The following is a 23,746-nucleotide window of genomic DNA, read 5'->3' on the forward strand; positions in this document are numbered from 1 at the left end:
TTACAGCATCAATAAATTCCTGCTCTTTTTAACCCAAGTAGTTATTTAATTCCTAATAGTCATTCAGAATTAATGCCCCTTTTTTTGTGAAAAAAAACTTCCAGCGCTTCTTTTTGCTTTCCTTGCTTTACTCACTCAACCATTGACTCAGACTGATCAAGAAAAATCTGGTAAAACTTAATGTCGAGCAAGCTATGCAGGTCAAAGCCTTTAGGATTGATGGTGGTTTTACCTGCTGCGATTTTGTTGGATAAATCCTGTTTATTCGATTGTAGCGATAAATTCAGGAAGGAAACCCAAACATCGTCAAATTCTCTTCCCCACTCTTCCTTTCTCTCACTCTTCCTCTCTCCCGCTATTGATTGGGGTTCAAGTCGATCGCATAAATGTTACAACCTAGTTAAGCAACAAAATTTTGAGTTCATGGAAATAGTAGTGACGCTGGTGCTGGGTTCGGTGCTGTTTGTCTGGGGAATGCGGTTCGGGCGAGTGTTAGTTCGCTCTGGAGTGACGGCTAATGATTTGTTTAAGGGCAGAAATTCGATCGCCCTGCTGTTTTTGGGTTTTTATATTGCCTTGCTGCTACTGGCTCTAAATCTGCCTCAAATGCCTGCTTTGCCGATCGAGTGGCGCTTTCACGGGATGCGAGTTACTTGGACTTTGCTACGAGTGATGCTGATGGGAGTCTGCGGTATTGGGTTTAGTATAAGTTGGTTGACGGCGCGATCGCAAGTAATCGCAGTAATTTTAATTTGCTTGTTGGGATTGGGAGGATTTACAGGCACTGAAAACTATTTTATGGCGCCCATTTACGATGATTTAATAGATAATTTGCAGCCAAACGGTGTATTTCGACAAACATCCAACAGCAGTTGCGCCCCCGCCGCCCTAGCAACAGTGTTAAGGCGTTGGGGAATGGATGCGACGGAATCGAGTGTAGCGCGTTTTGCCGGCACGAGTCGCTTGGGAACTTCGATGCCACAGTTAATAATAGCAGCAAGAGCTTTGGGCGTAAATGCGATCGAACTAGCGCCGACTTGGGAGCAAATTCAGCAAATTAATCGCCCCGGAGTGCTAGCAGTTTGGCTGTTAGACGGCCCTCGGAAGCTACCGCACGCGGTGGCTTTGCTGGGAATGAATGACAGTGTAGCTGCCATTGGAGACCCGGCGCGGGGCAGGATTTTCTATTTAGATAGGGCAACTTTTGCCCAGATTTGGCGGCAGGAATACGTGCCGATTTTCCGTTCGGCGGATATCTTGTTAAGTGACAAACAAGCGATTGACTATTTGAGTAAATTAGGATATAATAGCGGCGATTTAAAAGCAGATATCGAGCGCTTTCAAACAGATAAAAAATTGCAAGTCAGCGGCAACTTAGACCGGATGACTGAGTTAATGTTGAGCGGCAGTTTTTTGGAGGGTGTGCCGAGATTGGATGGGAAATAGTTATTAAAAAAAATATCAAGGGCAGACGCACTATTGACCGACCTAAAATAGGAATCATGCGGTTTTTTCTCAAACATTTTTTGAGTCATTTGTTCATAGCGATCGCCAATATTTGATCGCCCCAGCAGATGATCGACGATCGCACCTTGGTAGGGTGGCTGCATGAAATTACCGTAAGCGTAGGCAGTTGCATCTAATTCCTCCTATATTCTTACGGTCGATCACACCTTGGCAACCCCTCACCGTTTTTGACAATTGGGAACAGTTGAATCGCTCATTTTAGGCTCAGACAGCTTGACTTCCCATCCAGGTAAATTCCACCAATTAACTCGCTGATTCGGCTGAATCCAGAAGTTTAGTTGCACGATTTTGCCATCCTCAAATCTGAGTTTGGGAAAGGTAGGATAACTGGTATCATCGGTTTCGCGGTAAGTGCGTCCCAGGTAATTCATGCAGGTCATTAATCCCTCATCAATTCCCAATTCTTCCACTCCTTTTCCCTTCAATTTCGCATCATCGTAGGTGAAAGAACCGTTGAATGAATTGCCCGCTAACCCGCCTTTGCTAACAGTGATGGTGAAATCGTAGGTAACTGGAACTGCGTAGGCTTGGGTTGCAGTTACAACTGTGCTCAGAAGAGTCGTGGCTATGGCCACCGATAGTTTTGAAATTGCTCGCACACTCGCATCCCGAAACAGAACAACACTATAAATTTCGCTTTCAGCCATCGGGAAACTCCTTAACTACGCTTCTGTCGTAAGTGATTTAAGCTATTCTACATTTAAACTGTGTGTCAAAAATCAATAAAACTCTTGTGGGACGGGCTTATAGCCTGTCCAGAATTTCCAATTTGAATGCGTAACAGCTTACCCGATATGATATCATAAGCTATCAGTTAAATGCGATCGCAGCCGAGTGCCAAGCAAACAAAAATTACCGCCTCTGCCTAATCCTGTATACTTTTTTCCACTGAAAACCCCAAGAGAAACCACTCGTATTTAATCGCCCAGAATTAACTCAGTAGATTGAACAATATTCATTCCCGCAGCCGCAAATTTTTGATAAGCTGCATCTGCTTGTTCCGTAAAATCAACAACACCCGGAACAACCACAGGCGAAGTGCAATCTTCCAGCAAATAAACCTTCTTTGCCAAATTCGGATCTCGCGTCAAAATTTCCGTTAACAAATCATCAATTGTCCAAGCAACGCAGTGACTTTTGGCTTGTCCGGCAATAATTACTGCATCAAAATCGAGCAATTTATCAATAAACTTAGCATTCTTTTCCGCAATCGGATAACCGTCGAATCCATCTAAAACTTCAGGCTGCAAAACAGAATAGTTTTCTGTTAGTGGATTCCCGCCTTTGATTTCAAAAAGTGCTTGGCTGTTGCGCGCTATAGTATGAAAAAATATTGCTTCTTCCACCGCCGAAACCAGCGCGTGTCCGATGCCACCTAACATCGAGTGATAAGGCCAAATTGTTAGGGGATATTTCCCATCGGCGCTAAGTTTTTTGACGTAGTGGCAAGCCTGTTTTTCCAGTGCTGAAAAATTGCCCCCGCTGATGCTATCGGCGACGGCGGGATTGACTTTCCAAATACCTTTTTCTACTTCTTCGAGTGTAATAGAAGTTGCGGCGGGTAGGGGGTGTTCGCCTGCTTCATTGATCCAAAAGATTGGATGAAAAATTTGCATGGCGGTGTGGGTGTCCATTGTGGGTGCAATGGTTGTAATTGCGTTTAAATTGCGGTAGATAAATTCGCACAGTCGCAGGTTGTCATCAACTGCACCGCTACCGGAACGTCCGCCAACAAATAGTTCAAATTCGGGCAAACAAAAGGTATTTTGGGCATCGATTATCAGCAAACAAATGCGGTTTTTGTCGCTGGATGCTGGCTGGATGCTGTGCTGCTTTGCCCACTTTTTCGCTTGGGCGGCACGTTCTGGGTAGGGGACTCGCCAGACTTCGCCTAATTTTTTGGGGTCAAAATGTTCGGGGATTGGAAGTTGGGCTTTTGGTGTCATGACGATCGCTTGTAGGGTAGTTTACAGCAATAATTTAAGTTTGGAGTATAATGCTGATAAATATTTGCGGGTTAATCATGGCAAAAGAACGAATCCAAGATTATGCTAGGGTAAAATTTAAACGCATAGTGTTGTTTTTTTCGATCGCACTTTTGCTTGCTCTCTTGATTGTAGCAACTAGATCTGCCTACGTTCAAGATGTTTTGAGAACTCTGTTAATGCGGATTGAGGATTTAGGCTGGTGGGGGCCAGTGGCTTTCGTAGCTACTTACAACTTGGCTACTGTGCTGTTTGTACCGGGTTCGGTACTGACGCTGGGAGGCGGGGCGATTTTTGGTTTGTGGTGGGGTTCTGTTTACGTCTTTGCGGCTTCGACTTTAGGTGCTGTATTTGCTTTTGCGATCGGGCGCTATTTGTGCCGCGATCGCGTGGTAAAATATATGGAATCTCACCCCAAGTTTAAAGCTCTCGATCGCGCTGTTTCCCAACAAGGATTAAAAATAGTTTTTTTGACTCGTCTTTGTCCTTTATTTCCTTTCAATTTATTGAATTACGCTCTGGGAATTACTCAGGTTTCTTTGAAAGATTACGTGCTGGGTTCCTTTGGCATGATACCGGGTACAATTATGTACGTTTACTCCGGTTCTTTGGTGGGAGAGGTTGCTGCGATAGGCACGGAAACTCTGTATGCAAGTCCTCAAGATTTCGCCATAAAATGGTTGATTAATATTATCAGTTTTCTTGCTACAGTCGCTGTTACTGTCTTTATCACTCGCATAGCCAGCAAAGCTTTGGAAGAAAGTATTTAATTAGGAGGATTTGTGAATGCCGCAGTCAAAAGTCGATCGCGTAACTGTCCCCCCGATGGACGAACACAACCAGAAATTAGTCTCCTATTTGCATCCGCCCGATTGGGTGAATCCGCAGCCGGCTAGTTCTTATAATTTAGTAGTAATTGGCGCGGGGCCCGCTGGATTAATTGTTGCTGCGGGTGCCGCAGGTTTGGGCGCAAAAGTTGCTTTAATTGAAAAACATTTGATGGGCGGCGACTGTTTGAATGTCGGTTGTGTCCCGTCAAAAGCCATGATTCGATCGGCCCGCGCTGTCGGCGATATCTGGCATGCGAGTAAATTTGGCGTTAATGTTTCTAACACTCCAGAAGTAGATTTTGCCGCAGTCATGGAACGGATGCGCCGGATCAGATCGGGAATCAGCGATGTGGATTCAGTTGAACGCTACCAGCACAAATTAGGAGTCGATGTTTTCTTAGGTTCCGGTAGTTTCACTAGCAATTCTACCATAGAAGTGGCCGGTCAAACTCTGCGCTTTAAAAAAGCAGTAATTGCCACAGGTGCAAGGGCGCGACAACCACAAATTCCCGGCTTACAGGAAGCTGGATATTTGACAAATGAAACCGTATTTAACCTCACTCAAAAGCCTCAGCGTTTGGCCGTAATTGGCGCTGGGGCAATCGGCTGCGAATTGGCTCAAGCCTTTCGCAGGCTGGGTTCGGAAGTCGTGTTGCTGCACAAAAATGCTCATATTTTGGACGAGGAAGATGCGGATGCTGCGACAATTGTGCAGCAGGTTTTTCTGCGGGAAGGAATTCAACTAATACTTGAATCCCAAATATCTCGCGTTGAGCAAACAAATTTAGGCAAAGTAATTTATTATCAATCGCAAAACCAGGAAGCATCGGTAATAGTAGATGAAATTATTGTGAGTGTGGGGCGATCGCCCAATGTGGAAGGATTGAATCTGGAATCTGTCAGCGTAGAATACGATACACAAAAAGGCGTATTTGTCAATGACAATTTGCAAACTACCAATCCCCGCATTTATGCCGCTGGGGACATTTGCATGAAGCATAAATTTACTCACGCTGCTGATTTTGCCGCGAGAATGGTGATTCAAAACACTCTGTTTTTCGGGCGCAAAAAGCTCAGCGCTTTGACGATACCTTGGTGTACTTATACAGATCCGGAAATTGCGCGCGTCGGAATGGGCGATCGCGAAATTCAAGCCCAAGGAATTGATGTCGATACATTTTTGATTCCTTTCGATAAAGTCGATCGGGCAATTATTGACGGCGAAGAGGAAGGTTTTGTGAAAATTCACGTCAAGAAAGGCAGCGACAAAATATTAGGTGCAACAATTGTAGGGCGACACGCTGGCGATATGATCAGCGAGATTACATTGGCAATGGTTAACAATATTGGTTTGGGAAAGATTGCTAGCACAATTCACCCGTATCCGACGCAAGCGGAAGCAATTCGCAAAGCTGGGGATGCGTACAATCGCACTCGGTTAACGCCGTTTGTGAAAAATTTGTTCAATAAATGGCTGGCTTGGACGCGGTAATTTGAAATGTACCGAATCAACACCAGATAAAATTGAACCGTAGATACTGTCTTGACCTGTCAAGGGGTAGCAGTCAAATAATTGGGGTCGAAAGGCTTTTGGGACTTTAAAATACCAAAAGCCAAATGCACCAACTTCCGCATCAAAGCACCAATTACCTGCATTTTCACCTTTCCACGACCCAATAATCGCTCACTCATCGCTTTCAACAAAGGGTTATAACGCATCGCCACTACCGCTGGCATATACAAAGCTTTTCGCAGTCGGACGTTTCCGGTACAAGACAAACGAGTTTTGCCCTTAACCGAAGTCCCAGAAGTACGTTCGCTGGGAGTTAAACCAGCATAGGCTGCTAATTGACGAGCATTATCATAATCGGAAACATCACCAATTTCAGCTAATAATATAGAAGCTGTTAAATCGCCAATGCCAGGAATTGAGGTTAACAGCTCGCGCTGTTGTTTTAAATGTGGGTGTTGGTCAAAATGGTCACTAATCAGTTTTTTGATTAGTTGTTGTTGCTGTTTTAGATAGTCCAAATGTTCCTCGGTAAGGGCAGCAACTGTTGGCGTAGCTGTTTCCAAACGGTTTTGTTCGCTCGTCATCATTTCTGTGACTGATTCGAGTCGCCGTAACAAGGCTTGTAATTCCTTGACTTCGGGTGCAGTAGGTGTCCATAATGATGGTTTCATCGCCGCACAAAAACGAGCAATCAGTGCTGCATCTACGGAGTCTGTTTTAGTTCTCAGAAGTTCGCTTTTGGCAAACCCTTTAATACGAGCCGGATTGACGATACTTACCTGAAAGCCAACCCCATAAAGGAATTCGGCTAAGGCTTCGCCGTAAATGCTAGTGGCTTCCATGCAAGCATGGAGTTCGACTACACTTTGTTGTTTGAGCCAGTTATGTAAACTCTCAAACCCTTGAGTATTGTTCGTAAACTTTTTGGGTTTAGTCGCACGACTTTCGGTCAGTAATGAGACATAAAAGTCTTTTTTACTGATGTCTATGCCTAAGACTGTTGTCATTATTTGCTCTCCATGTACTCCGATCTATTAAAGAACTTGACAGGCAATTAATACTAACCTTGTGAATGCAGGCTTTCTCGATCGTTCGATCGAGAGCCTAAGATACTGTCCAGCTTGGTGCGCCTGTCATCAGTAATGGGAGCTTATCTACACAACAGACTTGTTTAGTCTAAGGGGCGGGCCAACTTCACCGATTTCTGATGTCCTCTTGCTCACACTTTCGCCTGTTACAGAACCGTTTCTACAAAACTTTCCTTGTTTCTTTAGATTCACTTCGTCGATCGGTACGATCAACTGATTGTCGGTACGATCAACTGATTGTCGGTACGATCAACTGATCATCGGTACGATCAACTGATCATCGGTACGATCAACTGATCATCGGTACGATCGCCTGATCATCGGTACGATCGCCTGATTGTCGGTACGATCTCCTGATTGTCGGTACGATCTCCTGATTGTCGGTACGATCTCCTGATTGTCGGTACGATCGCCTGATTATCGGTATGATCGAATCAATGAGGTGGCAATCGCCTGACTCACTCTTTTAAGATACAAGGGGCGGGTTCGCCAACCATCTCTGGGAAAAATGAATAATCTCGCAAACCCGCCCCCACCCGATCGCAAATACAAATCTCGCCTTAATGTATGGGATAAAATGTTGATGTAAAATTGGGCGGTGGAGGGCGGGTTTAACAGATTGTTCGATTTGTGTTCGAGATTTCGGTGAACCCGCCCCTACGAAATGTGCGGTTTTCAACATTCCCATTTACGTTTCTGTTTCTGTTTCAAATCCAACACCTTCATACAAAAGTGCGATCGGCAAATCAAACCCAATACTTGATAAAGTGATAATCTCCCCAGCATTGTAAGAATAGTACAGCCACATTCTGCCTTCTCCCCGACAGTAACGCTCAACAAAAATCTTTTGTGAATCAATCAAGATATACTCTTGCAAAGTCGGAATTTTCAGGTAACAAGTAAATTTTTCATCCCTATCCTTAGCACTTGTACTAGGGGAGAGAACTTCCACAATTATTTTAGGATTCTGAATGAATGTGCGGGAATTCAAGTCTTCAGGATCGCAACTGACTATCACATCAGGATAGTAGTAACGGCTTTGAAAACTGACTTGCAATTTCACATCTGACACGTTCATCCGACAGCCTCTGGAACGCAGATGCGGGCGCAATGCAGTGTAAAAGTTGAGTGCAAGATCGTTATGAGGAATTGTACTGCCTGTCATGGCAAAAACTTCGCCGTTGACATATTCGTGGCGAATCTCTTGTTGAGCTTCCCATTCGAGGTATTCCTCAACGGTCATTTTTTTGGGTGCTTGGGGAATGGCTATCATAACAATTTTTTTTTCAATCTTAGTTTGATTTTAGCATTAAAGTTGGTTTGAGCATCACCCGCAGTAAACAAACCTTTTGAATCGACATAGCAAACCGAATTAGCATTAGCATAAAGATAATTAATTTGCTTTCAATTAACCCAATTCTTGTAATCGCGCTCTTCCTGCATCAGTCATCCAGTCTCCTATAAATTTAGAACCCGAATATTTCCGCTCATCAATCAATCCTTCTTCTTTAAGTGCTTTAATTTCGTTAAAGTACGGACCAGGCGTTTCTGGATGACGGATACTAAGGTAGCGGTCAATTTGATACCAATACCACTTACCATCATTTTGAGCTACCAACTGTAAAATTTCTTTTTTAATTTTGGTTCTCATAATTTAACTGCCAAGTAATATTATATCCTGCAAGTAGATTCGCGCGTGGAGAGTCAGAAACCCGGTTTCTTTGTAAAATTTGGTGGGGATGTTGAGATTATCGCAGAAACCCGGTTTCTTGGATGTCGCGCATTTAAGATATGTCACATTTTACGTTTAACTATGTTAACCTAATTGCGATCGCCAAACCCAAACAAACCCTGCCTTAAAAATCCCCTTCATCTACTTGAAATACCGTCAATCCCAAGCTTCGCCACATATCAACCACCTGCTGGCGATCGTCCAACACAAACCTCACATTATGTTTCCCTGCAATATGCTGCCAGTAAAACTCCTCCTTCATAATTGCATCCTTCCTCATATCCCCAGTTTTCCGCATATAAAGACTGTGATAATTCACCTCATACTGCTGCAACCATTGTTCAGTTTGAGGCTGACAGTCATCGGTTCTTCCCGACACTACAATAATATTAGCGCTGGACTGCCACTTGCGGACGGTATCTAAGACGGGCTGATTCGGTAAATCGCGATCGCACTTTGAAGCATCAAAAGGATTTCTACCATTGAGAAGTGCCAGCGTACCGTCCATATCCACAAGAATTGCATCCGGCAAATCCGGGTTATATTCCGGCGGCGCAACAGGAACCCGCACATACTTATTGTACATCTTCAAAATCACATCTTTCCCCACCGAATTAAGTCTTTTCAAATCCCGTTTAATACATTCCTCCACCGGAACTTGCAGAAAAGAATCATTAACCTCAACGATAGCTTTCCCCTTCACCAACTGTTTGATCTGCTCGATATGAGGCCCAAAATTAGTATCATCAACAATTACGTGCTTGCCGCTTTCCAAAGCCATCAAAATAATCGTATCTCTCAACTGCAAAATAAACTTTTCATTAGCAGGCGACCAATGAGAAGCATGAGCCATTTCTCTCAACAAATCTTTATTCGTCCGCACCCATCTTGCAGGCTCAGACAGCAGCAAGTCTCGCGCGAATTGAGATTTTCCAGAAGCAGGTAAACCGACAAGTACAACAACTCTTTTCATTGCAATAAATAATAGTAACTGGTAGGGTGCGTCGCCCTCAAAAATCTCTAAATTTCATCGACAATCTCATGGCGACGCACCTGTGCCTACTGGGGAGGCTGGAAATTGTACACTCGCATCTTACTTGATGCGACTACAAATCATCGAGCGGTTAGTTTACAATCCTAAATGGATGTAATCCAAACCTAACAACTCCTCTATTTTATGAATCGTAACATCGCGGAGAGCTTCTTTGACTCCCGTAACTCTGCGGTTTCGCAAAGAAAACAAAATCCCCGAATACGGCAAATGTTTCACAGCCAAAGCAAAATCTTTCTGCACTTCAATCTGTTCGTGCTGTCGGTAAACTTCCTCGATTTCTTGAACCAACAATTCATATTTACTCTTAACTTTTTGATACAAATCAATCCACTCGGGAAAATAAGCTAAAAACTCTTCTCCTTCATTCGTCAAAACAATTTCGATCATCCTGCGCGTCGAAAATCCTTCGCGGAGATGGGAAATCGCGACATATTGCGGAGACTTAACCTTAACTCGGTTGAAGTTAGCATCACAAATAATATACCCTTCCGAATCCATCGGATCTAAATGTTGAGATGCTTCGATAACTTCTTTCCAGCTAGTCAAAGGATAGGATTTGACTACTTTCCAGGCATATCTGTTTGCCCAAAAAAGGGGATCTGTTTCTCGCAACGTTTCAGTATTGCGAACCCCGTGCAGCACGATATCATTGTATTTTTGCTGAACTACTATTCTATTATAAGGTGTCATCAACTCAAAGATAAAACACTCATCGCTTGCTTCCGGTAATTCATAGCCTAATTCTTTCCAGACTTTCCAAAACAGTTCCGCAAAGCTGAATCCAAAACCGTTAACTTCGCCGGCTGCGTCGGGAGTACCGCTAGATTGAACTCTCCATTCTCCCTGATAAAAATACATGGTAATCAGAGAACCGTCTAGTTTTTCGTAAACTTTGGCGCTACTCCAATCAATTGCCGCGGCGTGGCCTTCCCCGTAATTAAAAAATTTGTCGTAGGGATAAGAAACAATCTGCCAATCTTGAGACTCATCTAAAATAATACCGCGGCACTGCTGGACTATTTTTTCTCCCAGGGGAGATTCTATCTGCGAGTATTTCAAACAGACTAGATTGGGGTATTGGCGGTGGCGGGTAACTTTGATATGATAAGTTTCGCACAAAGTTTCCAATCCGTGCTGGCGTAAATACTCTTGCAGTTCCACGTTCGACTCCTAAGTTTGTCGCTTGCTCTATTTTATCGGCAACTGTATATTTTGGCGAATTTGTAAACAAAAATTAAACTATTTTTTCTGGGAGCCATCTGATGATTTTTGTATTGTGGAGTATCGTTGTAAATAGGTGAATGCAGTTGGGGACAAAAAGGGAATGTTTCAACATCTAGGACAAAAACAGTGAACAATAAATTATTACTTTTGGCGACTGCTGCGTGCGTGTTGACTGCTTTAGTACCTGTATCGCGAGTTTTGGGTGCGGGCGAATTGTCGCAGCGGTTGCCGGAAACCCAATCTGTGGCTGTAGCGGGTACTGCTGTCCCGGTAAGTCAAATCTTGGCAAAATTAAAAGGCAAAACACAAGTGCCGATTTTTATTCCCACTCGGCTTATTGTTTCGCGGAAGCTTTACTATTACAGCCAAGCGCAACCAAATAGCTATGCTATTTCAATAGATTATACAGCAAATTGCCGGGGTGCGGGAGCTTGCAATTTTGGGGAAGTTCGAGCTCAAAAAGGCGGTGAATTTTCTAAGAAAGTAGAAGGGGTAACTAAGACTTTAAAAAATGTTAAACTTGCCGGCGGAATGAACGGAGTTTTTCACAACGGTTGCGGTGCTTACTGCACGGCATCTATTCAGTGGAAAAACCAGGGGTTTATGTATACCATATCAATTAAAAACGGAGGAGAATCGGATTTAATTTTAACAGCTAATTCTGCTATTTTAGCGAGAAAACGTTAAGTTTTGCAGTCTTGAATACAGGAAATAATTATGTAGGGTGCGTCTTTTGGGCGTATCTTACTGTTATTGTATGATATGGCAGTTAGAGTGAAAAATGAGGTATTGATATCAAGTCAGTTCGATTGACAACGATAAAATTTTGTTCATTATGCGGACTTTAGTCCGCGCTATGAACCTTTTTTATGGTGGTAATCTACCGGACAGGATATGAGCAGTCAATCCTTCAATTTCTCAATCCATTAATCTAAAACTTGTAGGGCGAAATCGAAGTATCTTAAATTTAAAATCGATTGACTTCTCACCTGTTTTAGAAAGGCTATAAATGTTAACCGACAGCAAGCCGCAGCCGAATGTAATATGGTTTGTTATACTTATCTACTTGGAGGGAAATTATGATGAGGGGAAGATGGCTATTTGGGGCGATTGTTGTTGGTGTGGTTACTGCTTTGACGATCCTCTTCGATGGCTTCGCTAACGCAGTTTTGATACCATACTCAGCCCTAGCAAGGACAGAAACGCAAATCACAGAAATTCGCTGGTTTAATTATACTTCTCAAGATGGCTGGCAATCCGCCCAATTTATTGTGCCCGATCGCAATACTACACAATCTGCCGGCAGCTCCAAGTTGCGGTTGTACGATGTTCATATTGCCAAGATGTTTGAGATTTCGCGTTTTTTGTGCGATCGCGATCGCACTTGGGCCGGTTACAATTGGTCATACGGAGCCGCCAATGGCAACATTGACATGGGAAACTTCAAAATTAGCTGCAATCTCGCCCGTACCACAGCCACAACTTACGGGTTAGGGAAACCAGAAATTACAGTAATTCGCCGCAATTTCGACCTTCCAGGCGGCCAGCCATCTGTTGCTGTAGAAAAATATTCTATTCCTACTCTGAACGTTGAGAAAACTAGAGTTGTACAATGGAGAAACTTTGTCCAAAAATTTCCCCCAATTCCCAACAATTCAGGTACAAATCAAGCTAATACTCGTTTTCCAGTAAGTAACATTTCTCAGCAAATCAAAGGCAAAACACGAGTACCTGTTTTTCTACCGAGCCTACTTCCTTTATCTGACACTCAGCAACTTGATTTTGATGTGCAAGCTGGCTCCCACGGTTACATTGTTGAAATGTATTTAGGCAAAGACTGCCGCGGCGGAGCTTGTGCTTTTGGCACAATCACAGCTAAAAAAAATGAACCGTTTTCGCCTCCATCGCAATTGCCTAGGGATACTTATAGAAGCATTGAATTAGCAGGCGGAATGAGGGGAATTTATTTCCAGACTTGTGGTAATTACTGCATTTCTTATGTAGAGTGGCAAAGGCTGGGTGTACTTTACCGAGTAAGTCTCAAAAATGGAAGGCAGTCAGCAGTTGTTGGAATAGCAAATTCTGCACTTCAAGCTGGGTCACGTTAATACTATTTTAGATTTTAAATTTGAGATTTGGTAATAGCTATCACTAGACTTGAATTGCCTTTTTTCGCAAAGAATCTAGAAATTATCTGCGTCCATCGGTGTTTATCTTTCTGGCATCTGCGGTTGACCGATCGAACTTGTGATTTATGCAATAAGTCCACTGTTGATGGTAAGCTATTAGGTGGCTTGAGAAGTTCGATCGCAATTACATTGCCCTTTTCCCCTTATTCCCACATTTCTCTCCTCAAATCCTGCAACCTGGGAGCAAACTCTTCAGCTTGCACCAGCTTAGGCCCGATCGACCCTAGGCAAATCATACAGCGTCGGCTGCCTTTCGCTCTCCAGGTCGATCGGCTCAGTTTTATCCCCCTAATTGTGCCAACCAGCAATTAAAGTCCCCACCTGCGGTACGCTAGATCAGGTCAATATATTGGCTGATTTCAAGCTATCCTCCAATCGATCTTATGTCCCCAACCACATCTGCCCCCTCCCGAACCGTCCGCATCGGTTCCCGCAAAAGCCAACTCGCTCTAGTGCAAACCCACTGGGTGCAAGAACAGCTACAGAAACACTTCCCGGAACACACTTTTGAAGTCCACACCATGTCCACCCAAGGGGACATAATTCTTGATGTCGCCCTCGCTAAAATCGGCGACAAAGGACTTTTCACCAAAGAATTAGAAACGGGGATGCTCAACAATGAAACGGACTTTGCCGTTCATTCCCTCAAAGATTTACCTACCAATTTGCCCGAAGGTTTAATTTTAGGATGCGTCACCGAACGGGAAAATCCCGCTGACGCCTTGGTAGTTCACTCCAAGCACAAAGACAAGCAACTAGATACCCTCCCCGCAGGTTCCGTAATCGGCACTTCTTCCCTGCGGCGGCTGGCTCAACTGCGGCACCATTTCCCTCATTTTGAATTTAAAGATATTCGCGGCAATCTCAATACTCGACTCGCTAAATTAGATGATGGCGGTTACGACGCCATTATTTTAGCAGTTGCAGGATTGGAAAGATTGGGAATGGGTGATCGCATCCACCAAGTTATCGCTCCCGAAATCTCCCTTCACGCCGTCGGACAAGGTGCATTGGGCATCGAATGCCGCGCTGGAGACACAGAAATCATGGCAGTGATCAAAGCTCTCGAACATACGGAAACCGCCCAAAGATGTTATGCCGAACGCGCATTTCTGCGGGAATTAGAAGGCGGCTGTCAAGTACCAATCGGCGTCAATACCAAAATAGAAAACGGTCAATTAACCTTAACCGGAATGGTATCGAGTCTCGACGGCCAGCGCTTCGTCAAAGATACTGTTTCCGGCGCTGCCGAGACTGCTGAAATGCTGGGAATTGACCTCGCTCACCGCCTGCGCGAACAGGGAGCCAGCGAAATTTTGGAGGAAATTTTTATCGAAGTTAAACGCGGTTCCTAAACCAATTCAGCATTTATTTGTCAATGCTTTTAAACGCGAAATATCGCCTTTTATTTAAAAATAATAACTGGCGTTTCGCTTTGACAAAAATGAGTAAATTAGTAGTATGTTTCTAGGTGTTTGATGGGAATTTTAGAGAAAATTGCGGATGATTTCACAAATATCTGACTAATTGAGGACTGCTGTTGAGAAACCAGGTTTATGGATGGATGCCAAGGTGCAAAGCCTAGGATTTTTCGGAAAAACCGGGTTTCTTGGGTCTTAGTCTGATTCTTGTCAACATACCAATCCAAAATCTACAATCAAACATCCCAAATAAATCAGCAATCTATTTTAGGGAAAGGCAAAAACATGAGCGCTAGAGCAACTCAATTAAAGCTGGAAGTGAAAAAAGTTCAGGAACTTTATCGCAAAATGCAGGCAGACCAAAAAGCTTTGCAGCAGCAATTGAAAGAGTTCAAAACTCAAGCAGGAAGTTTCTCGGATGTCGTCGAACAAATCTTGCCGTCGATAGTTTCAGTTTACGTGATGGATTGGGATACAGAACAAGAAATTTCTTCGGGAAGCGGCTTTTTTGTATCGCCGGACATAATTGTCACTAACTATCACGTTATCGAAGATATTGCGGATGAAGATTACTTCTATGAAGAAGATGAAATCGAACAGGTTTTAGTAGAAACTAATGACGGAAAGTTGAGATTGGCCGAGGTGGTGTTTACTGGTAATGCTGAAGAAGATTTAGCATTACTTTTGATTAGCGATTTTACCTTCGATCCGGAAACAGGGGAACAAGTGGAATCTCCCCAAGAACATCCTCCTTTAGAGTTATCTTTTGATGTGAAAGTGGGCGATCGGGTAATTGCGGTGGGTAATCCTTTGGGACAGTTTGCTGCAACTTTAACTCAAGGTATTATTAGTGCAATTCGCGAACCTGACGAGTCTGAGGAAGGGGAGGAAGAGGATCGGGTTGCTGAGGTGAAGGTGTTGCAAACTGATGCGGCGATTAATCCGGGAAATTCCGGCGGGCCGCTGATTAATATGGCCGGTCAAGTGGTTGGGGTGAATGTGTGGGGATTGGAGGATGCTGATAGTATTAATTTGGCGATCGCTTCTGAAGCTTTGGATGACTTTTTAGCTGGATTTGAGGAAACTTTTGAGGAAGATTCTCAAAATTAGTCGGGAATTGTTGATAGATTTTCCAGATTTGTAGGGGCGGGTTGACCCAGATATTTGACACCAAACGACAAATGATCAAAACCCGCCCCCACCCCACCCATAAATTAACAATTAATTGAATTTAACGCTGAGGTGAGGATGATTGTTCCGGGTTATTTGATAAAAACCCCATAGCTTTTTTCTCCCCAAATTTCAGGAGATGTAGGTATTTAGGAAAAAGCCTTTTATTTTTACGCACAGTGCGAATTTTTGTAACAATAATTTACACGATCGCCCCAGCGACATAGATAGTCAGGTACAGTAGGTGCGATCGCTCTAGCAATTGGCAGTTTTTGTATCCCAACTATCTGCAGGTATCCGATAGGGCAGAAACTCCATACTTCCTACCTTTAAAGTCGATTTGAGACTGGATATTTGAGACTGAAGATTTGATATTTCCTTCACAGCCTCGACTAACTGTTTAAAGGGGGCGCTAATATTTTTTGCTTAACCACCGACAATAGAGATTTATACTTGTTTTTGGACGCTGCGTTAACATTGTGTCCCTCGCCATTTAAACTGAATCTAGACTAACTATCTCAAGGAACACACAAAAATAATGCGAATTTTATTTGTATCCGCCGAAGCTGCACCCCTCGCCAAAGTCGGCGGCATGGGGGATGTCGTCGGCGCTTTGCCTAAGTTTTTGCGGCGCATGGGACACGATGTCCGCATCTTCATGCCCTACTACGGCTTCGTTCCCGACAAAATGGACGTTCCCAAAAAACCTGTTTGGAATGGGGCGGCGATGTTCCAAAATTTCTCAGTCTTTGAAAGTGTTTTGGCGGGAACCGATGTACCTTTATACTTATTGCAACATCCATCTTTCTTGCCGCGCCGCGTTTACGGCGGTTTAGATGAAGATTGGAGGTTCACTTTTTTTGCTAATGCTGCCGCTGAATTTGCCTGGAATTACTGGAAACCCCAGATTATCCACTGTCACGACTGGCACACGGGGATGATACCTGTTTGGATGAAGCCTGACCCCGATATCAGCACGGTTTTTACTATTCACAATTTAGCTTATCAAGGGCCGTGGCGCTGGCGTTTGGAACAGATGACTTGGTGTCCTTGGTATATGCAAGGTCACAATACAATGGCTGCAGCAGTACAGTTTGCCGATCGCGTAAATACAGTTTCGCCAACCTACGCCGAGCAAATCAAAACCCCAGCTTACGGCGAAACTTTGGAAGGTTTGCTGTCTTACATCGGCGGCAAAGTTTCGGGAATTTTGAACGGAATTGATACAGAATCTTACAACCCAGCAACTGACAAGTACCTCCATCAACAATTCAGTGTTGATACGCTAGAAAAGCGCCCAGCTAACAAAATTGCCCTGCAAGAAGAAGTCGGTTTGGAAGTGAATAAAGGTGCCTTTTTAATCGGCATGGTGACGCGGCTGGTAGAACAGAAGGGATTGGATTTGATCATTCAAATGCTCGATCTGTTCATGGCCTATACCGACGCTCAGTTTATTGTACTCGGAACGGGCGATCGCTACTACGAAACCCAACTCTGGCAAATGACAGCCCGCTATCCCGGTCGGATGTCCACTCAATTGCTCTACAACGAAGCCCTCTCCCGTCGCGTTTACGCAGGCTGCGACACCTTCCTGATGCCCAGCCGTTTCGAGCCCTGCGGCATCAGCCAAATGCTCGCCCTCCGCTACGGCTGCGTCCCAATGGTGCGCCGCACCGGCGGTTTAGTTGATACCGTTTCCCACAATAACCCGATCGACAATACTGGTACTGGTTACTGTTTCGATCGCTACGAACCCCTCGATTTGTTCACCTGCATGATCAGAACTTGGGAAGGTTTCCGCTACAAAGATAAGTGGAAAGAACTGCAACAGCGCGGCATGAGAGAAGATTTTGGGTGGGATATTTCTGCCAAGAAATATGTCAATTTGTACAGCGACATTTTGGGGATATCGCCCGAAGAAAACGCACCGGAACCAGAACCCGAATTGAGCGGTGGTAAGGGTTAATTGGTAATGAGTAAGTTGACAGTTGACAGTTGACATTTGACTGTTGACTGTTGACTGTTGGCTGTTGGCTGTTGGCTGTTGGCTGTTGACTGTTGTTATTTGTTATTTGTTATTTGTTCTTTGTTAGTTGTTAGTTTTTTGCTCCAATGCCCGATGCCCAATGCCCAATGCCCAATCCCCAATCCCCAATGCCCAATCCCCGATGCCCAATGCCCAATGCCCAATGCCCAATTAATCAACAAATAAATCGAGAGGTAAATGGCCGTAAGTCCCGCTAACTCCATCTTCCGAGGAAAATTGACACGACACTAAAACTCCTCGGTAAGTTCCCGGATAACCATCAACATAATAGGAACCCTTCAAAGTATTGAACTTAATATAAACCGAACCGGTAAAGGTCGAACCAGTATTTGGATCTAAAACAGCTTGATATCCGAAAGCTTTCAAATAAGTTTCTAAAGCTAAAAAACCCTCATCCGTCGAAGCAGCGCAAACTCCCAGCATTTGATAATCCGACAAACTTGCTACTAGCAAAATCGCTTGACGTAACGCCTGTTTTTCCAGCGGCGACGCTACAGATTGCATATCCAGACAAGTAAAATCTTTGAGGATTTGCTGTGCTGCTTCAACAGTCAGGGTAGTCGGGTTTTGAGTAGACATGAATTGCTCTGATATTTACCAAAAGTACGATCGACAATCTGGCACTCGTCAACGAATTTCTGCTATTGCAACCCTCGATCGACGGTGGTAACAGTCGCGCCAGCCCTGATTATAGCCTAATTGTGGATCGGGAAATCATTTTGGGCGATCGTCTTCGAGGGCTGCGCCAACGCCGGAATCCCACAAAAAAGCTAGTAGTTTTTACCAATGTTTTCAAGTTTAGATCAGTCCGCGTTTTTTCAGCTTTGCTAGCGCATCTTCAGCCGCATTTTTCTCAGCATCTTTTTTGCTTTTGCCTTTACCTTCTCCATAGAGTTTCTCTGCAACATACACTTTAGCGAGAAATTCCGGCTTGTGGGGTGTGCCTCCTTCTTGGACTGTCACGTATTTGGGGGGAGTCGTGTCACCGTTGGCTTGTACCCATTCTTGAAAGCGATTTTTCGAGTCTACAGTCGATCGCGTTTCCACAACATTTTCGGGAACAGAATCAAACATTTGCCACACAAACTCCCGAACTTTGTCCATATCTTCCGTGTCCAGATAGTAAGCGCCAATGAATGCTTCAAAGGTGCTGCTGAGCAAATTGGGGTTGGTAATCCCGCCTTCTCGCAAAGCTCCTTTTCCGAGCCGCATTTTTAAGTCTAAACTGATTTCGGTAGCAAATCTGGCTAATTGTTTTTCATCTACCAATGCAGAACGCCGGCGAGTAAGTCTATCTTCTGCCATTTCAGGATGGCGCTGGTAGAGATATTCGCCGCTGAGAAATGTCAGCAAAGCATCGCCGAGAAATTCTAAGCGTTCGTTGTCTGCTTCGCGGAATGTGGGATTTTCGTTGACGTAGGAACGATGGGTGAGCGCTTGGCGCAGCAGTTTGTCATTGTTGAATTCGGGAAGGGTCATTTGTATTTCTTTTGTTGGGTTAGTTAATTGCATGGGAGTTTGATACTTGTCATTTTGGGCAGAGTTAAGGGCTATTGCGGGAGTAGACATGAAATAGCCGCAGATAGCGGTAGGTTTGGAGAATCTAGTTTATCAAATAAACTGGATTTTTGCTATCTGCGGTTAGGCGAATTACAGGGAGATTTAAGCTACTTGTTTGTAGGCCTCGATCAAATTCTGTAATTTATCCAGAAAGTAGAATTCATTGGCGAGACTTTCCAGATTTTTATTTTCACTATCTCGTCGAGCCAAGATTATCACCTTTTTACCCTTGTCTTGCAGCTTAGGAATCAAGATTTCACTATAGCCGTCTCCAGACACAATGATAAATGTATGTAAATATGGACTAATTGCTGCTTCACCTGAACAGTCGAACAACAAACTAAAGTCAGCAGCATTTGGGATTGTCTGGGATACATTAACACATTCCCAGCCAAGATGAACTAAGGTTCTTTTCCTTTTTTGATCGACCTTGTTGTCTTTTTTCCAATTGTCGTAAACTTTTATGTTGACTACATATCCCAATAAATCAGCAAAAAGCAACAAGTTGTTTGCTAGGTTTTTATGTGGGGTGTTTTGATAATCCCAATAAACCGAAACTAAAGGCTGTTGATGACTGATTTGTTTGCCAATTTCTAAACGAGTGTGAGTCATTTTAGTACATCCAGATTTGTTAGTTTGCTTAACGGCATTTAAATCAGGCATCTGGCGCACAAGAAGCATTGAAGAGAGGATTTCCCTTTTGGAAATTCCCCAATCTAACAACTCTCTCCGCCAGTAACTTTTTTTAAGTGTTACTGGGGGGGTGGGTCTAAAGTTGCAGAACCCGCAGGAGTTCTGGTTACGACTGAACGAGTGGTCAACCGTGAGAATGGATACACAGCTAAACATTGGATTAAAAATCTGAAGGTTTAGCTCATTTTTTAACAAAATATATAGCTGTCCATCCAGTCTCACGGTTGACGACTCGATCGGTCGTAACCAGAACTCCTGCGGCTGCAACAACATCCCACAGCTTTGCGCTTTTGGATGCTGAAAAATCAGCCTTATTACTAGGAAAGCACTAATAACAATTAAATGCAATGAGTATTTATTACTAATTTTGCTAAAATGCTTCGCCGATCGCCCTTCCCGATCGACTGCTGCGGAGGAAGCCTGCGGAGTGCGATCGCGAACTTCGTTCCGTACTATCGTCGCATCAATTGTCAGCTATAGTCTATTAGGGGAAATATTACACCAAATGGGATGATACCATAATCCTAAAACAGTGTAATTTTTACCCTATGTTGCGAACTTGCAGAACGTCGCGACGCGACAAATGGTTTAGCTGGCTGAGTGAGTCAATGGAAGCTTGGGATTTTTGCCGTCGGTGGTTCCACGCCACACAAGAAGAAGAAAAAGCCAGAGGCTACAAAGCGCGTTGCAACCTGCTTCTGGTAAAGGTTTTAGGCGTTAATATTGATGCCGTCAAGCGGTGGGGCCCGAGTTTTGAAAAAATGCCAGACCACCACAAGCGTACCTTGTCATACGCTGACACGCTGCGAGAGATGATAGAGGTTGCTGGCAAAAATGAAGACTTTTTGGAGGAGGTACTAGAACGAATCAAAAACAAATCTAAGAAAATAGGGGAATATTTACACTGAATTGGTGGTGTCAAGCGGGCTGGGTGTTGTATTTTTTGGATGTAGCACTCAACTAGCAAAAGCCTTTAATCACTGTGACACAGAGTTTTTTATCGAATTCCAGCAGCGACGCCATTCAACTTCCCGCGTCCCTGCTAACTCCCGACGCAGCAAATCCTGAGAAAGAACCCCTCAAACATCTGCTGATAGGTTCTCCCCAAGCTGTCAGGAGTACAATTTACCTACTCCACGCGCGCGGGTACGCTGAGGTTGGTGTCTGGAGTCCCCTGCTACCAACTGCTAAAAGTGGTGAGGTGATGAGTATTTTTGTGAAATACCTTCGCATCTAATAGATTCAGATTGCATGGTGCCCCGGAATTATGCTGTGTGGGAAACAATTAGGGTTTGCTCTTCCGGGGCCCCCCAGGCGGAGTGTCACTAGATTTTTGCTATTTTATATTAACTAAAAATTATTTTTCTGATATCCTTCGACCCACGCGCCCTGACCTCAGAAACCCGGTTTCTACGAGATTTTGCGACGAGTCACAAAAAATACAAGAAGAAACCGGGTTTCTCGCCTCCGATGCGATCGCCCGTTAGCGAAGCCCTCGAAGAGGATCGCCCCTCTCCCTGCGGGATCATCCCGCTGATCTCCGGCATTTGAACAGTCAATGTAAAAATATGTTGCAAACTTTGTACTGCTGTGTTAAGTTTAGTTACATAAGGTTGAAATTAAACGAGGTTTCTGGTCATGGAAAACAAAAACGCAAAAGTTGGCTTCACTGAGTTTGCTGAAACCTGGAACGGCCGTTTGGCAATGTTGGGCTTCGTTATCGGTCTAGCTACCGAATTCCTCACCGGTCAAGGCATTCTCTCTCAAATTGGTTTGATGTAATCAGCTTAACTGCATACAATAGCTGAAATTCAGTCGGGCGATCGACCCCATCACAAGTGCAAAAGCCCCCCGCTAATAAGTCCCCTTCATCACGCTGAAGGGGCTTTTGCATTTTTTATGAAAAAATCCAACAGATGGCACAATCAAAACTTTTTTCTGTCTCAATATTTATCGCGAGACTAACTCCAGCAAACTAAGCAATTCCTACGGAATCCAAAATCCTCAATTTAGGAGTCAAATTCGCAACCTTCACCAAACCGTCGCGTTTGTGAGTGCGGGCGCTGTTACGTAAAATCATCTCCGACAGATCCGGCATTTCCTGCCAGCAGTGCGAGCAGAACCAGTAAACGCGATTGTGGCGAGCGTGGCGGAGCAATTGAGAGGAGCAACAAGGGCAACTATTCATGATATTTTAAACCTTTTTTGAAGATATGGAGCGATAACCCAATCATTAGAGAGATTCACGAATGCCTGCACATCTCAATTCCAGGCACCAAAATAAAAAATCTCTTTCACTCACAGCTTTGAGCGTCGCGCAAGTAGCACTTTTGGAGGCCCAAGAGTAACACCACAATCAAAAGCTGAACGCTCCAAGGAGCCCAAGAGAAACCCCAAATAAAACAACCCAGCCCGGCCCAAGCCACAAGAACAAAAATATCTTGAGAGGTTTGCCAGTAAACCCAGACTGCTGCCAGAGAAACTATTAGTAGCAAAATGTAAGCTGAGGGCATAGTCGTCTTCTCCCAATGTGTCTGCCAACAGTCAGGAGCGATCCCTGACGTTCTGCTTAAACATAAAACTAAAACCTGAAGAACTTATGAAGACGAGTGAGTTGTTACAAAAAGTAAAATAATCCTGCTAGCTTATATTTTCCCGATACATCAGTAGGAATACTGTTCTCATGGCTGAGGCCGAATTCGGTTAAATGAACTCACTACCCATAGGGATTTAGGCATCCCTAATTGGTATCAATTTCACCCCAATACCGACAGGGTTGAAACTGATACCGGACTGAGGTTTTTAGTCTTAAGCTGACAGGACGAAAGGTACGGCGCCTAAGTCGCTACATATATGCTGTCCGATCGCCCCGATTGGATCTAAGGAACCATACCAAAGAAACCAAGTTTTTTTAACTCTCTTTGCCTGCAAAACTACTGCTTGAAAAGCTGCACAATTCAATGCGCGCGATCGATCTATTCTTGCTCCCAGCCCAAAGCCTCAGCGACCTGAGCCGCCAAAAACATCGGTTCAAAAGGCTTAGCAATCACGCTCACCACCCCCAAATCAGCGAACATCCGCCTGTCCCCAGCCAGAGCCTTAGCTGTCAATAAAATTACCGGAATGTGCTGCGTAGCATTATTAGCTTGTAACTGTAGAAAAGTAGTAGGCCCGTCTTGGTCGGGCATCATCACGTCCAATAGAATAGCATCAGGCTGTTCGGCAAGAGCCTTAGCAACGCCCTCGCGGCCCGAACTCGCTGTCAGGACTTCCCAGCCCCCCACCAGTTCAAGACTGACTTGAGCTACTTCCCGAATATCTTCCGCATCGTCAATAACCAAGATGCGCTTGGCAGTCAAAATTAACATTTTTTTAGTAATGAGAACTGATCACAGATTAGAGGTCAAATGTGAATATTTTGTAAAGCAAATTATCTTACCCGATCGGACTGTACAGTAAATTTTCAAAACTGTATAGCAAATGTTGAAGGAAGAAGGAACAAGGAAGACCTAAGTTGCCATCGACAGCCAGGGTTTCAACTAAGAACGTCCTAACCGTCTGGCGCGGTGGCTGTAAAATATCCCACCCAAAAAAAGCCGCTTTTCGACCTCAAATTGTGCTTTTTGCCCGCAGTCCCCAAACAGCAGAAAAGGCTGAGATTGTTTTATCGAGTCATCGACAAACAATCTGCACAAAATCAGTAACTTTGGGTA

The 23,746-nt window shown here is 44.1% G+C and carries 24 protein-coding genes; 11 read left to right on the forward strand and 13 right to left on the reverse strand.

Going from position 1 to position 23,746, the window contains the following annotated elements; all coding sequences use genetic code 11:
- Positions 1-423 precede the first annotated feature (423 nt).
- Positions 424-1,446, forward strand: coding sequence for a cysteine peptidase family C39 domain-containing protein (locus tag QUA58_RS15010; protein WP_333394640.1), 1,023 nt, complete (start codon positions 424-426; stop codon positions 1,444-1,446).
- A 239-nt stretch (positions 1,447-1,685) separates the two neighbouring features.
- Here QUA58_RS15010 and QUA58_RS15015 read toward each other — a convergent pair whose 3' ends face one another.
- Both QUA58_RS15015 and QUA58_RS15020 read right to left on the reverse strand, forming a co-directional pair.
- Positions 1,686-2,174, reverse strand: a complete 489-nt coding sequence (locus QUA58_RS15015; RefSeq protein WP_333394641.1) for a hypothetical protein — start codon at positions 2,172-2,174, stop codon at positions 1,686-1,688.
- 270 nt (positions 2,175-2,444) lie between these two features.
- A complete protein-coding gene (locus QUA58_RS15020) occupies positions 2,445-3,473 on the reverse strand; it encodes an isochorismatase (RefSeq protein WP_333394642.1) in 1,029 nt (342 codons plus the stop codon).
- Between the two features lie 77 nt (positions 3,474-3,550).
- Here QUA58_RS15020 and QUA58_RS15025 point away from each other — a divergent pair, with 77 nt between their 5' ends.
- Positions 3,551-4,282, forward strand: coding sequence for a TVP38/TMEM64 family protein (locus tag QUA58_RS15025; RefSeq protein ID WP_333394643.1), 732 nt, complete (start codon positions 3,551-3,553; stop codon positions 4,280-4,282).
- A gap of 16 nt (positions 4,283-4,298) precedes the next feature.
- Positions 4,299-5,834: a mercuric reductase gene (locus tag QUA58_RS15030; protein WP_333394644.1), complete on the forward strand. Its 1,536-nt coding sequence runs from the start codon at positions 4,299-4,301 to the stop codon at positions 5,832-5,834.
- Positions 5,835-5,893: 59 nt separating this feature from the next.
- On the opposite strand, the gene QUA58_RS15035 is transcribed toward QUA58_RS15030, so the two are convergent.
- The 5 genes from QUA58_RS15035 to QUA58_RS15055 form a co-directional block, all read right to left on the reverse strand.
- Complete coding sequence (locus QUA58_RS15035; protein WP_333394645.1) at positions 5,894-6,862, reverse strand: IS110 family transposase; 969 nt, start codon at positions 6,860-6,862, stop codon at positions 5,894-5,896.
- A gap of 769 nt (positions 6,863-7,631) precedes the next feature.
- The gene (locus tag QUA58_RS15040; RefSeq protein WP_333252454.1) at positions 7,632-8,216 is read right to left on the reverse strand and encodes a Uma2 family endonuclease; all 585 of its coding nucleotides are present in this window, start codon (positions 8,214-8,216) and stop codon (positions 7,632-7,634) included.
- Positions 8,217-8,351: 135 nt separating this feature from the next.
- Positions 8,352-8,594 carry a hypothetical protein gene (locus QUA58_RS15045; RefSeq protein ID WP_333252453.1) on the reverse strand — a complete coding sequence of 81 codons (243 nt, stop codon included), beginning with the start codon at positions 8,592-8,594 and terminating at the stop codon, positions 8,352-8,354.
- Positions 8,595-8,799: 205 nt separating this feature from the next.
- Positions 8,800-9,648: a phosphatase domain-containing protein gene (locus tag QUA58_RS15050; protein ID WP_333394646.1), complete on the reverse strand. Its 849-nt coding sequence runs from the start codon at positions 9,646-9,648 to the stop codon at positions 8,800-8,802.
- 156 nt (positions 9,649-9,804) lie between these two features.
- Positions 9,805-10,890 (reverse strand): T4 RnlA family RNA ligase, encoded by a 1,086-nt coding sequence (locus QUA58_RS15055; protein WP_333394647.1) that lies wholly within the window; start codon positions 10,888-10,890, stop codon positions 9,805-9,807.
- Positions 10,891-11,079: 189 nt separating this feature from the next.
- Between QUA58_RS15055 and QUA58_RS15060 the strand changes: the two genes are divergently transcribed.
- From QUA58_RS15060 to glgA, 5 genes are all read left to right on the forward strand, one after another.
- On the forward strand, positions 11,080-11,640 hold the full coding sequence (locus QUA58_RS15060; RefSeq protein WP_333252449.1) for a hypothetical protein: 561 nt from the start codon (positions 11,080-11,082) through the stop codon (positions 11,638-11,640).
- A 392-nt stretch (positions 11,641-12,032) separates the two neighbouring features.
- Complete coding sequence (locus QUA58_RS15065; protein WP_333394648.1) at positions 12,033-13,061, forward strand: hypothetical protein; 1,029 nt, start codon at positions 12,033-12,035, stop codon at positions 13,059-13,061.
- Positions 13,062-13,525: 464 nt separating this feature from the next.
- Positions 13,526-14,497, forward strand: coding sequence for a hydroxymethylbilane synthase (gene hemC, locus QUA58_RS15070; RefSeq protein WP_333252447.1), 972 nt, complete (start codon positions 13,526-13,528; stop codon positions 14,495-14,497).
- A 351-nt stretch (positions 14,498-14,848) separates the two neighbouring features.
- On the forward strand, positions 14,849-15,673 hold the full coding sequence (locus tag QUA58_RS15075) for a S1C family serine protease (protein WP_333252446.1): 825 nt from the start codon (positions 14,849-14,851) through the stop codon (positions 15,671-15,673).
- A 598-nt stretch (positions 15,674-16,271) separates the two neighbouring features.
- Entirely contained in the window at positions 16,272-17,699 is a 1,428-nt protein-coding gene (gene glgA / locus QUA58_RS15080) for a glycogen synthase GlgA (RefSeq protein WP_333252444.1), read from the forward strand.
- Between the two features lie 231 nt (positions 17,700-17,930).
- Here glgA and QUA58_RS15085 read toward each other — a convergent pair whose 3' ends face one another.
- The 3 genes from QUA58_RS15085 to QUA58_RS15095 form a co-directional block, all read right to left on the reverse strand.
- Positions 17,931-18,359, reverse strand: coding sequence for a DUF1824 family protein (locus tag QUA58_RS15085; protein WP_194070672.1), 429 nt, complete (start codon positions 18,357-18,359; stop codon positions 17,931-17,933).
- Positions 18,360-18,578: 219 nt separating this feature from the next.
- On the reverse strand, positions 18,579-19,349 hold the full coding sequence (gene rnc, locus QUA58_RS15090) for a ribonuclease III (protein ID WP_333394650.1): 771 nt from the start codon (positions 19,347-19,349) through the stop codon (positions 18,579-18,581).
- Between the two features lie 93 nt (positions 19,350-19,442).
- A complete protein-coding gene (locus QUA58_RS15095) occupies positions 19,443-20,063 on the reverse strand; it encodes an NYN domain-containing protein (protein WP_333394652.1) in 621 nt (206 codons plus the stop codon).
- 518 nt (positions 20,064-20,581) lie between these two features.
- Between QUA58_RS15095 and QUA58_RS15100 the strand changes: the two genes are divergently transcribed.
- The 3 genes from QUA58_RS15100 to QUA58_RS15110 all read left to right on the forward strand — a co-directional run bounded on the left by QUA58_RS15100 (position 20,582) and on the right by QUA58_RS15110 (position 21,815).
- Positions 20,582-20,941: a hypothetical protein gene (locus QUA58_RS15100; protein ID WP_333172864.1), complete on the forward strand. Its 360-nt coding sequence runs from the start codon at positions 20,582-20,584 to the stop codon at positions 20,939-20,941.
- Between the two features lie 74 nt (positions 20,942-21,015).
- Positions 21,016-21,270: a hypothetical protein gene (locus QUA58_RS15105; protein ID WP_015176458.1), complete on the forward strand. Its 255-nt coding sequence runs from the start codon at positions 21,016-21,018 to the stop codon at positions 21,268-21,270.
- Between the two features lie 401 nt (positions 21,271-21,671).
- Positions 21,672-21,815 (forward strand): chlorophyll a/b-binding protein, encoded by a 144-nt coding sequence (locus QUA58_RS15110; RefSeq protein WP_333082210.1) that lies wholly within the window; start codon positions 21,672-21,674, stop codon positions 21,813-21,815.
- Between the two features lie 193 nt (positions 21,816-22,008).
- Here QUA58_RS15110 and QUA58_RS15115 read toward each other — a convergent pair whose 3' ends face one another.
- The 3 genes from QUA58_RS15115 to QUA58_RS15125 form a co-directional block, all read right to left on the reverse strand.
- Complete coding sequence (locus QUA58_RS15115) at positions 22,009-22,221, reverse strand: hypothetical protein (protein WP_333394654.1); 213 nt, start codon at positions 22,219-22,221, stop codon at positions 22,009-22,011.
- Between the two features lie 106 nt (positions 22,222-22,327).
- A complete protein-coding gene (locus tag QUA58_RS15120) occupies positions 22,328-22,546 on the reverse strand; it encodes a hypothetical protein (protein WP_190655558.1) in 219 nt (72 codons plus the stop codon).
- A gap of 462 nt (positions 22,547-23,008) precedes the next feature.
- Positions 23,009-23,401: a response regulator gene (locus QUA58_RS15125; RefSeq protein ID WP_242715629.1), complete on the reverse strand. Its 393-nt coding sequence runs from the start codon at positions 23,399-23,401 to the stop codon at positions 23,009-23,011.
- Between the last annotated feature and the right edge of the window lie 345 nt (positions 23,402-23,746).

The sequence above is a fragment of the Microcoleus sp. N9_A1 genome (assembly GCF_036701795.1).
In the GTDB taxonomy this organism is placed as follows: Bacteria; Cyanobacteriota; Cyanobacteriia; order Cyanobacteriales; family Microcoleaceae; genus Microcoleus.

What these genes read in the sequence shown, in the direction of transcription:
- QUA58_RS15010 (WP_333394640.1), top strand. Translation starts at nt 424, where the DNA reads ATGGAAATAGTAGTGACGCTGGTGCTGGGTTCGGTGCTGTTTGTCTGG.
- QUA58_RS15015 (WP_333394641.1), bottom strand. Translation starts at nt 2,174, where the DNA reads ATGGCTGAAAGCGAAATTTATAGTGTTGTTCTGTTTCGGGATGCGAGT.
- QUA58_RS15020 (WP_333394642.1), bottom strand. Translation starts at nt 3,473, where the DNA reads ATGACACCAAAAGCCCAACTTCCAATCCCCGAACATTTTGACCCCAAA.
- QUA58_RS15025 (WP_333394643.1), top strand. Translation starts at nt 3,551, where the DNA reads ATGGCAAAAGAACGAATCCAAGATTATGCTAGGGTAAAATTTAAACGC.
- QUA58_RS15030 (WP_333394644.1), top strand. Translation starts at nt 4,299, where the DNA reads ATGCCGCAGTCAAAAGTCGATCGCGTAACTGTCCCCCCGATGGACGAA.
- QUA58_RS15035 (WP_333394645.1), bottom strand. Translation starts at nt 6,862, where the DNA reads ATGACAACAGTCTTAGGCATAGACATCAGTAAAAAAGACTTTTATGTC.
- QUA58_RS15040 (WP_333252454.1), bottom strand. Translation starts at nt 8,216, where the DNA reads ATGATAGCCATTCCCCAAGCACCCAAAAAAATGACCGTTGAGGAATAC.
- QUA58_RS15045 (WP_333252453.1), bottom strand. Translation starts at nt 8,594, where the DNA reads ATGAGAACCAAAATTAAAAAAGAAATTTTACAGTTGGTAGCTCAAAAT.
- QUA58_RS15050 (WP_333394646.1), bottom strand. Translation starts at nt 9,648, where the DNA reads ATGAAAAGAGTTGTTGTACTTGTCGGTTTACCTGCTTCTGGAAAATCT.
- QUA58_RS15065 (WP_333394648.1), top strand. Translation starts at nt 12,033, where the DNA reads ATGATGAGGGGAAGATGGCTATTTGGGGCGATTGTTGTTGGTGTGGTT.
- hemC (WP_333252447.1), top strand. Translation starts at nt 13,526, where the DNA reads ATGTCCCCAACCACATCTGCCCCCTCCCGAACCGTCCGCATCGGTTCC.
- QUA58_RS15075 (WP_333252446.1), top strand. Translation starts at nt 14,849, where the DNA reads ATGAGCGCTAGAGCAACTCAATTAAAGCTGGAAGTGAAAAAAGTTCAG.
- glgA (WP_333252444.1), top strand. Translation starts at nt 16,272, where the DNA reads ATGCGAATTTTATTTGTATCCGCCGAAGCTGCACCCCTCGCCAAAGTC.
- QUA58_RS15085 (WP_194070672.1), bottom strand. Translation starts at nt 18,359, where the DNA reads ATGTCTACTCAAAACCCGACTACCCTGACTGTTGAAGCAGCACAGCAA.
- rnc (WP_333394650.1), bottom strand. Translation starts at nt 19,349, where the DNA reads ATGTCTACTCCCGCAATAGCCCTTAACTCTGCCCAAAATGACAAGTAT.
- QUA58_RS15100 (WP_333172864.1), top strand. Translation starts at nt 20,582, where the DNA reads ATGTTGCGAACTTGCAGAACGTCGCGACGCGACAAATGGTTTAGCTGG.
- QUA58_RS15110 (WP_333082210.1), top strand. Translation starts at nt 21,672, where the DNA reads ATGGAAAACAAAAACGCAAAAGTTGGCTTCACTGAGTTTGCTGAAACC.
- QUA58_RS15115 (WP_333394654.1), bottom strand. Translation starts at nt 22,221, where the DNA reads ATGAATAGTTGCCCTTGTTGCTCCTCTCAATTGCTCCGCCACGCTCGC.
- QUA58_RS15120 (WP_190655558.1), bottom strand. Translation starts at nt 22,546, where the DNA reads ATGCCCTCAGCTTACATTTTGCTACTAATAGTTTCTCTGGCAGCAGTC.
- QUA58_RS15125 (WP_242715629.1), bottom strand. Translation starts at nt 23,401, where the DNA reads ATGTTAATTTTGACTGCCAAGCGCATCTTGGTTATTGACGATGCGGAA.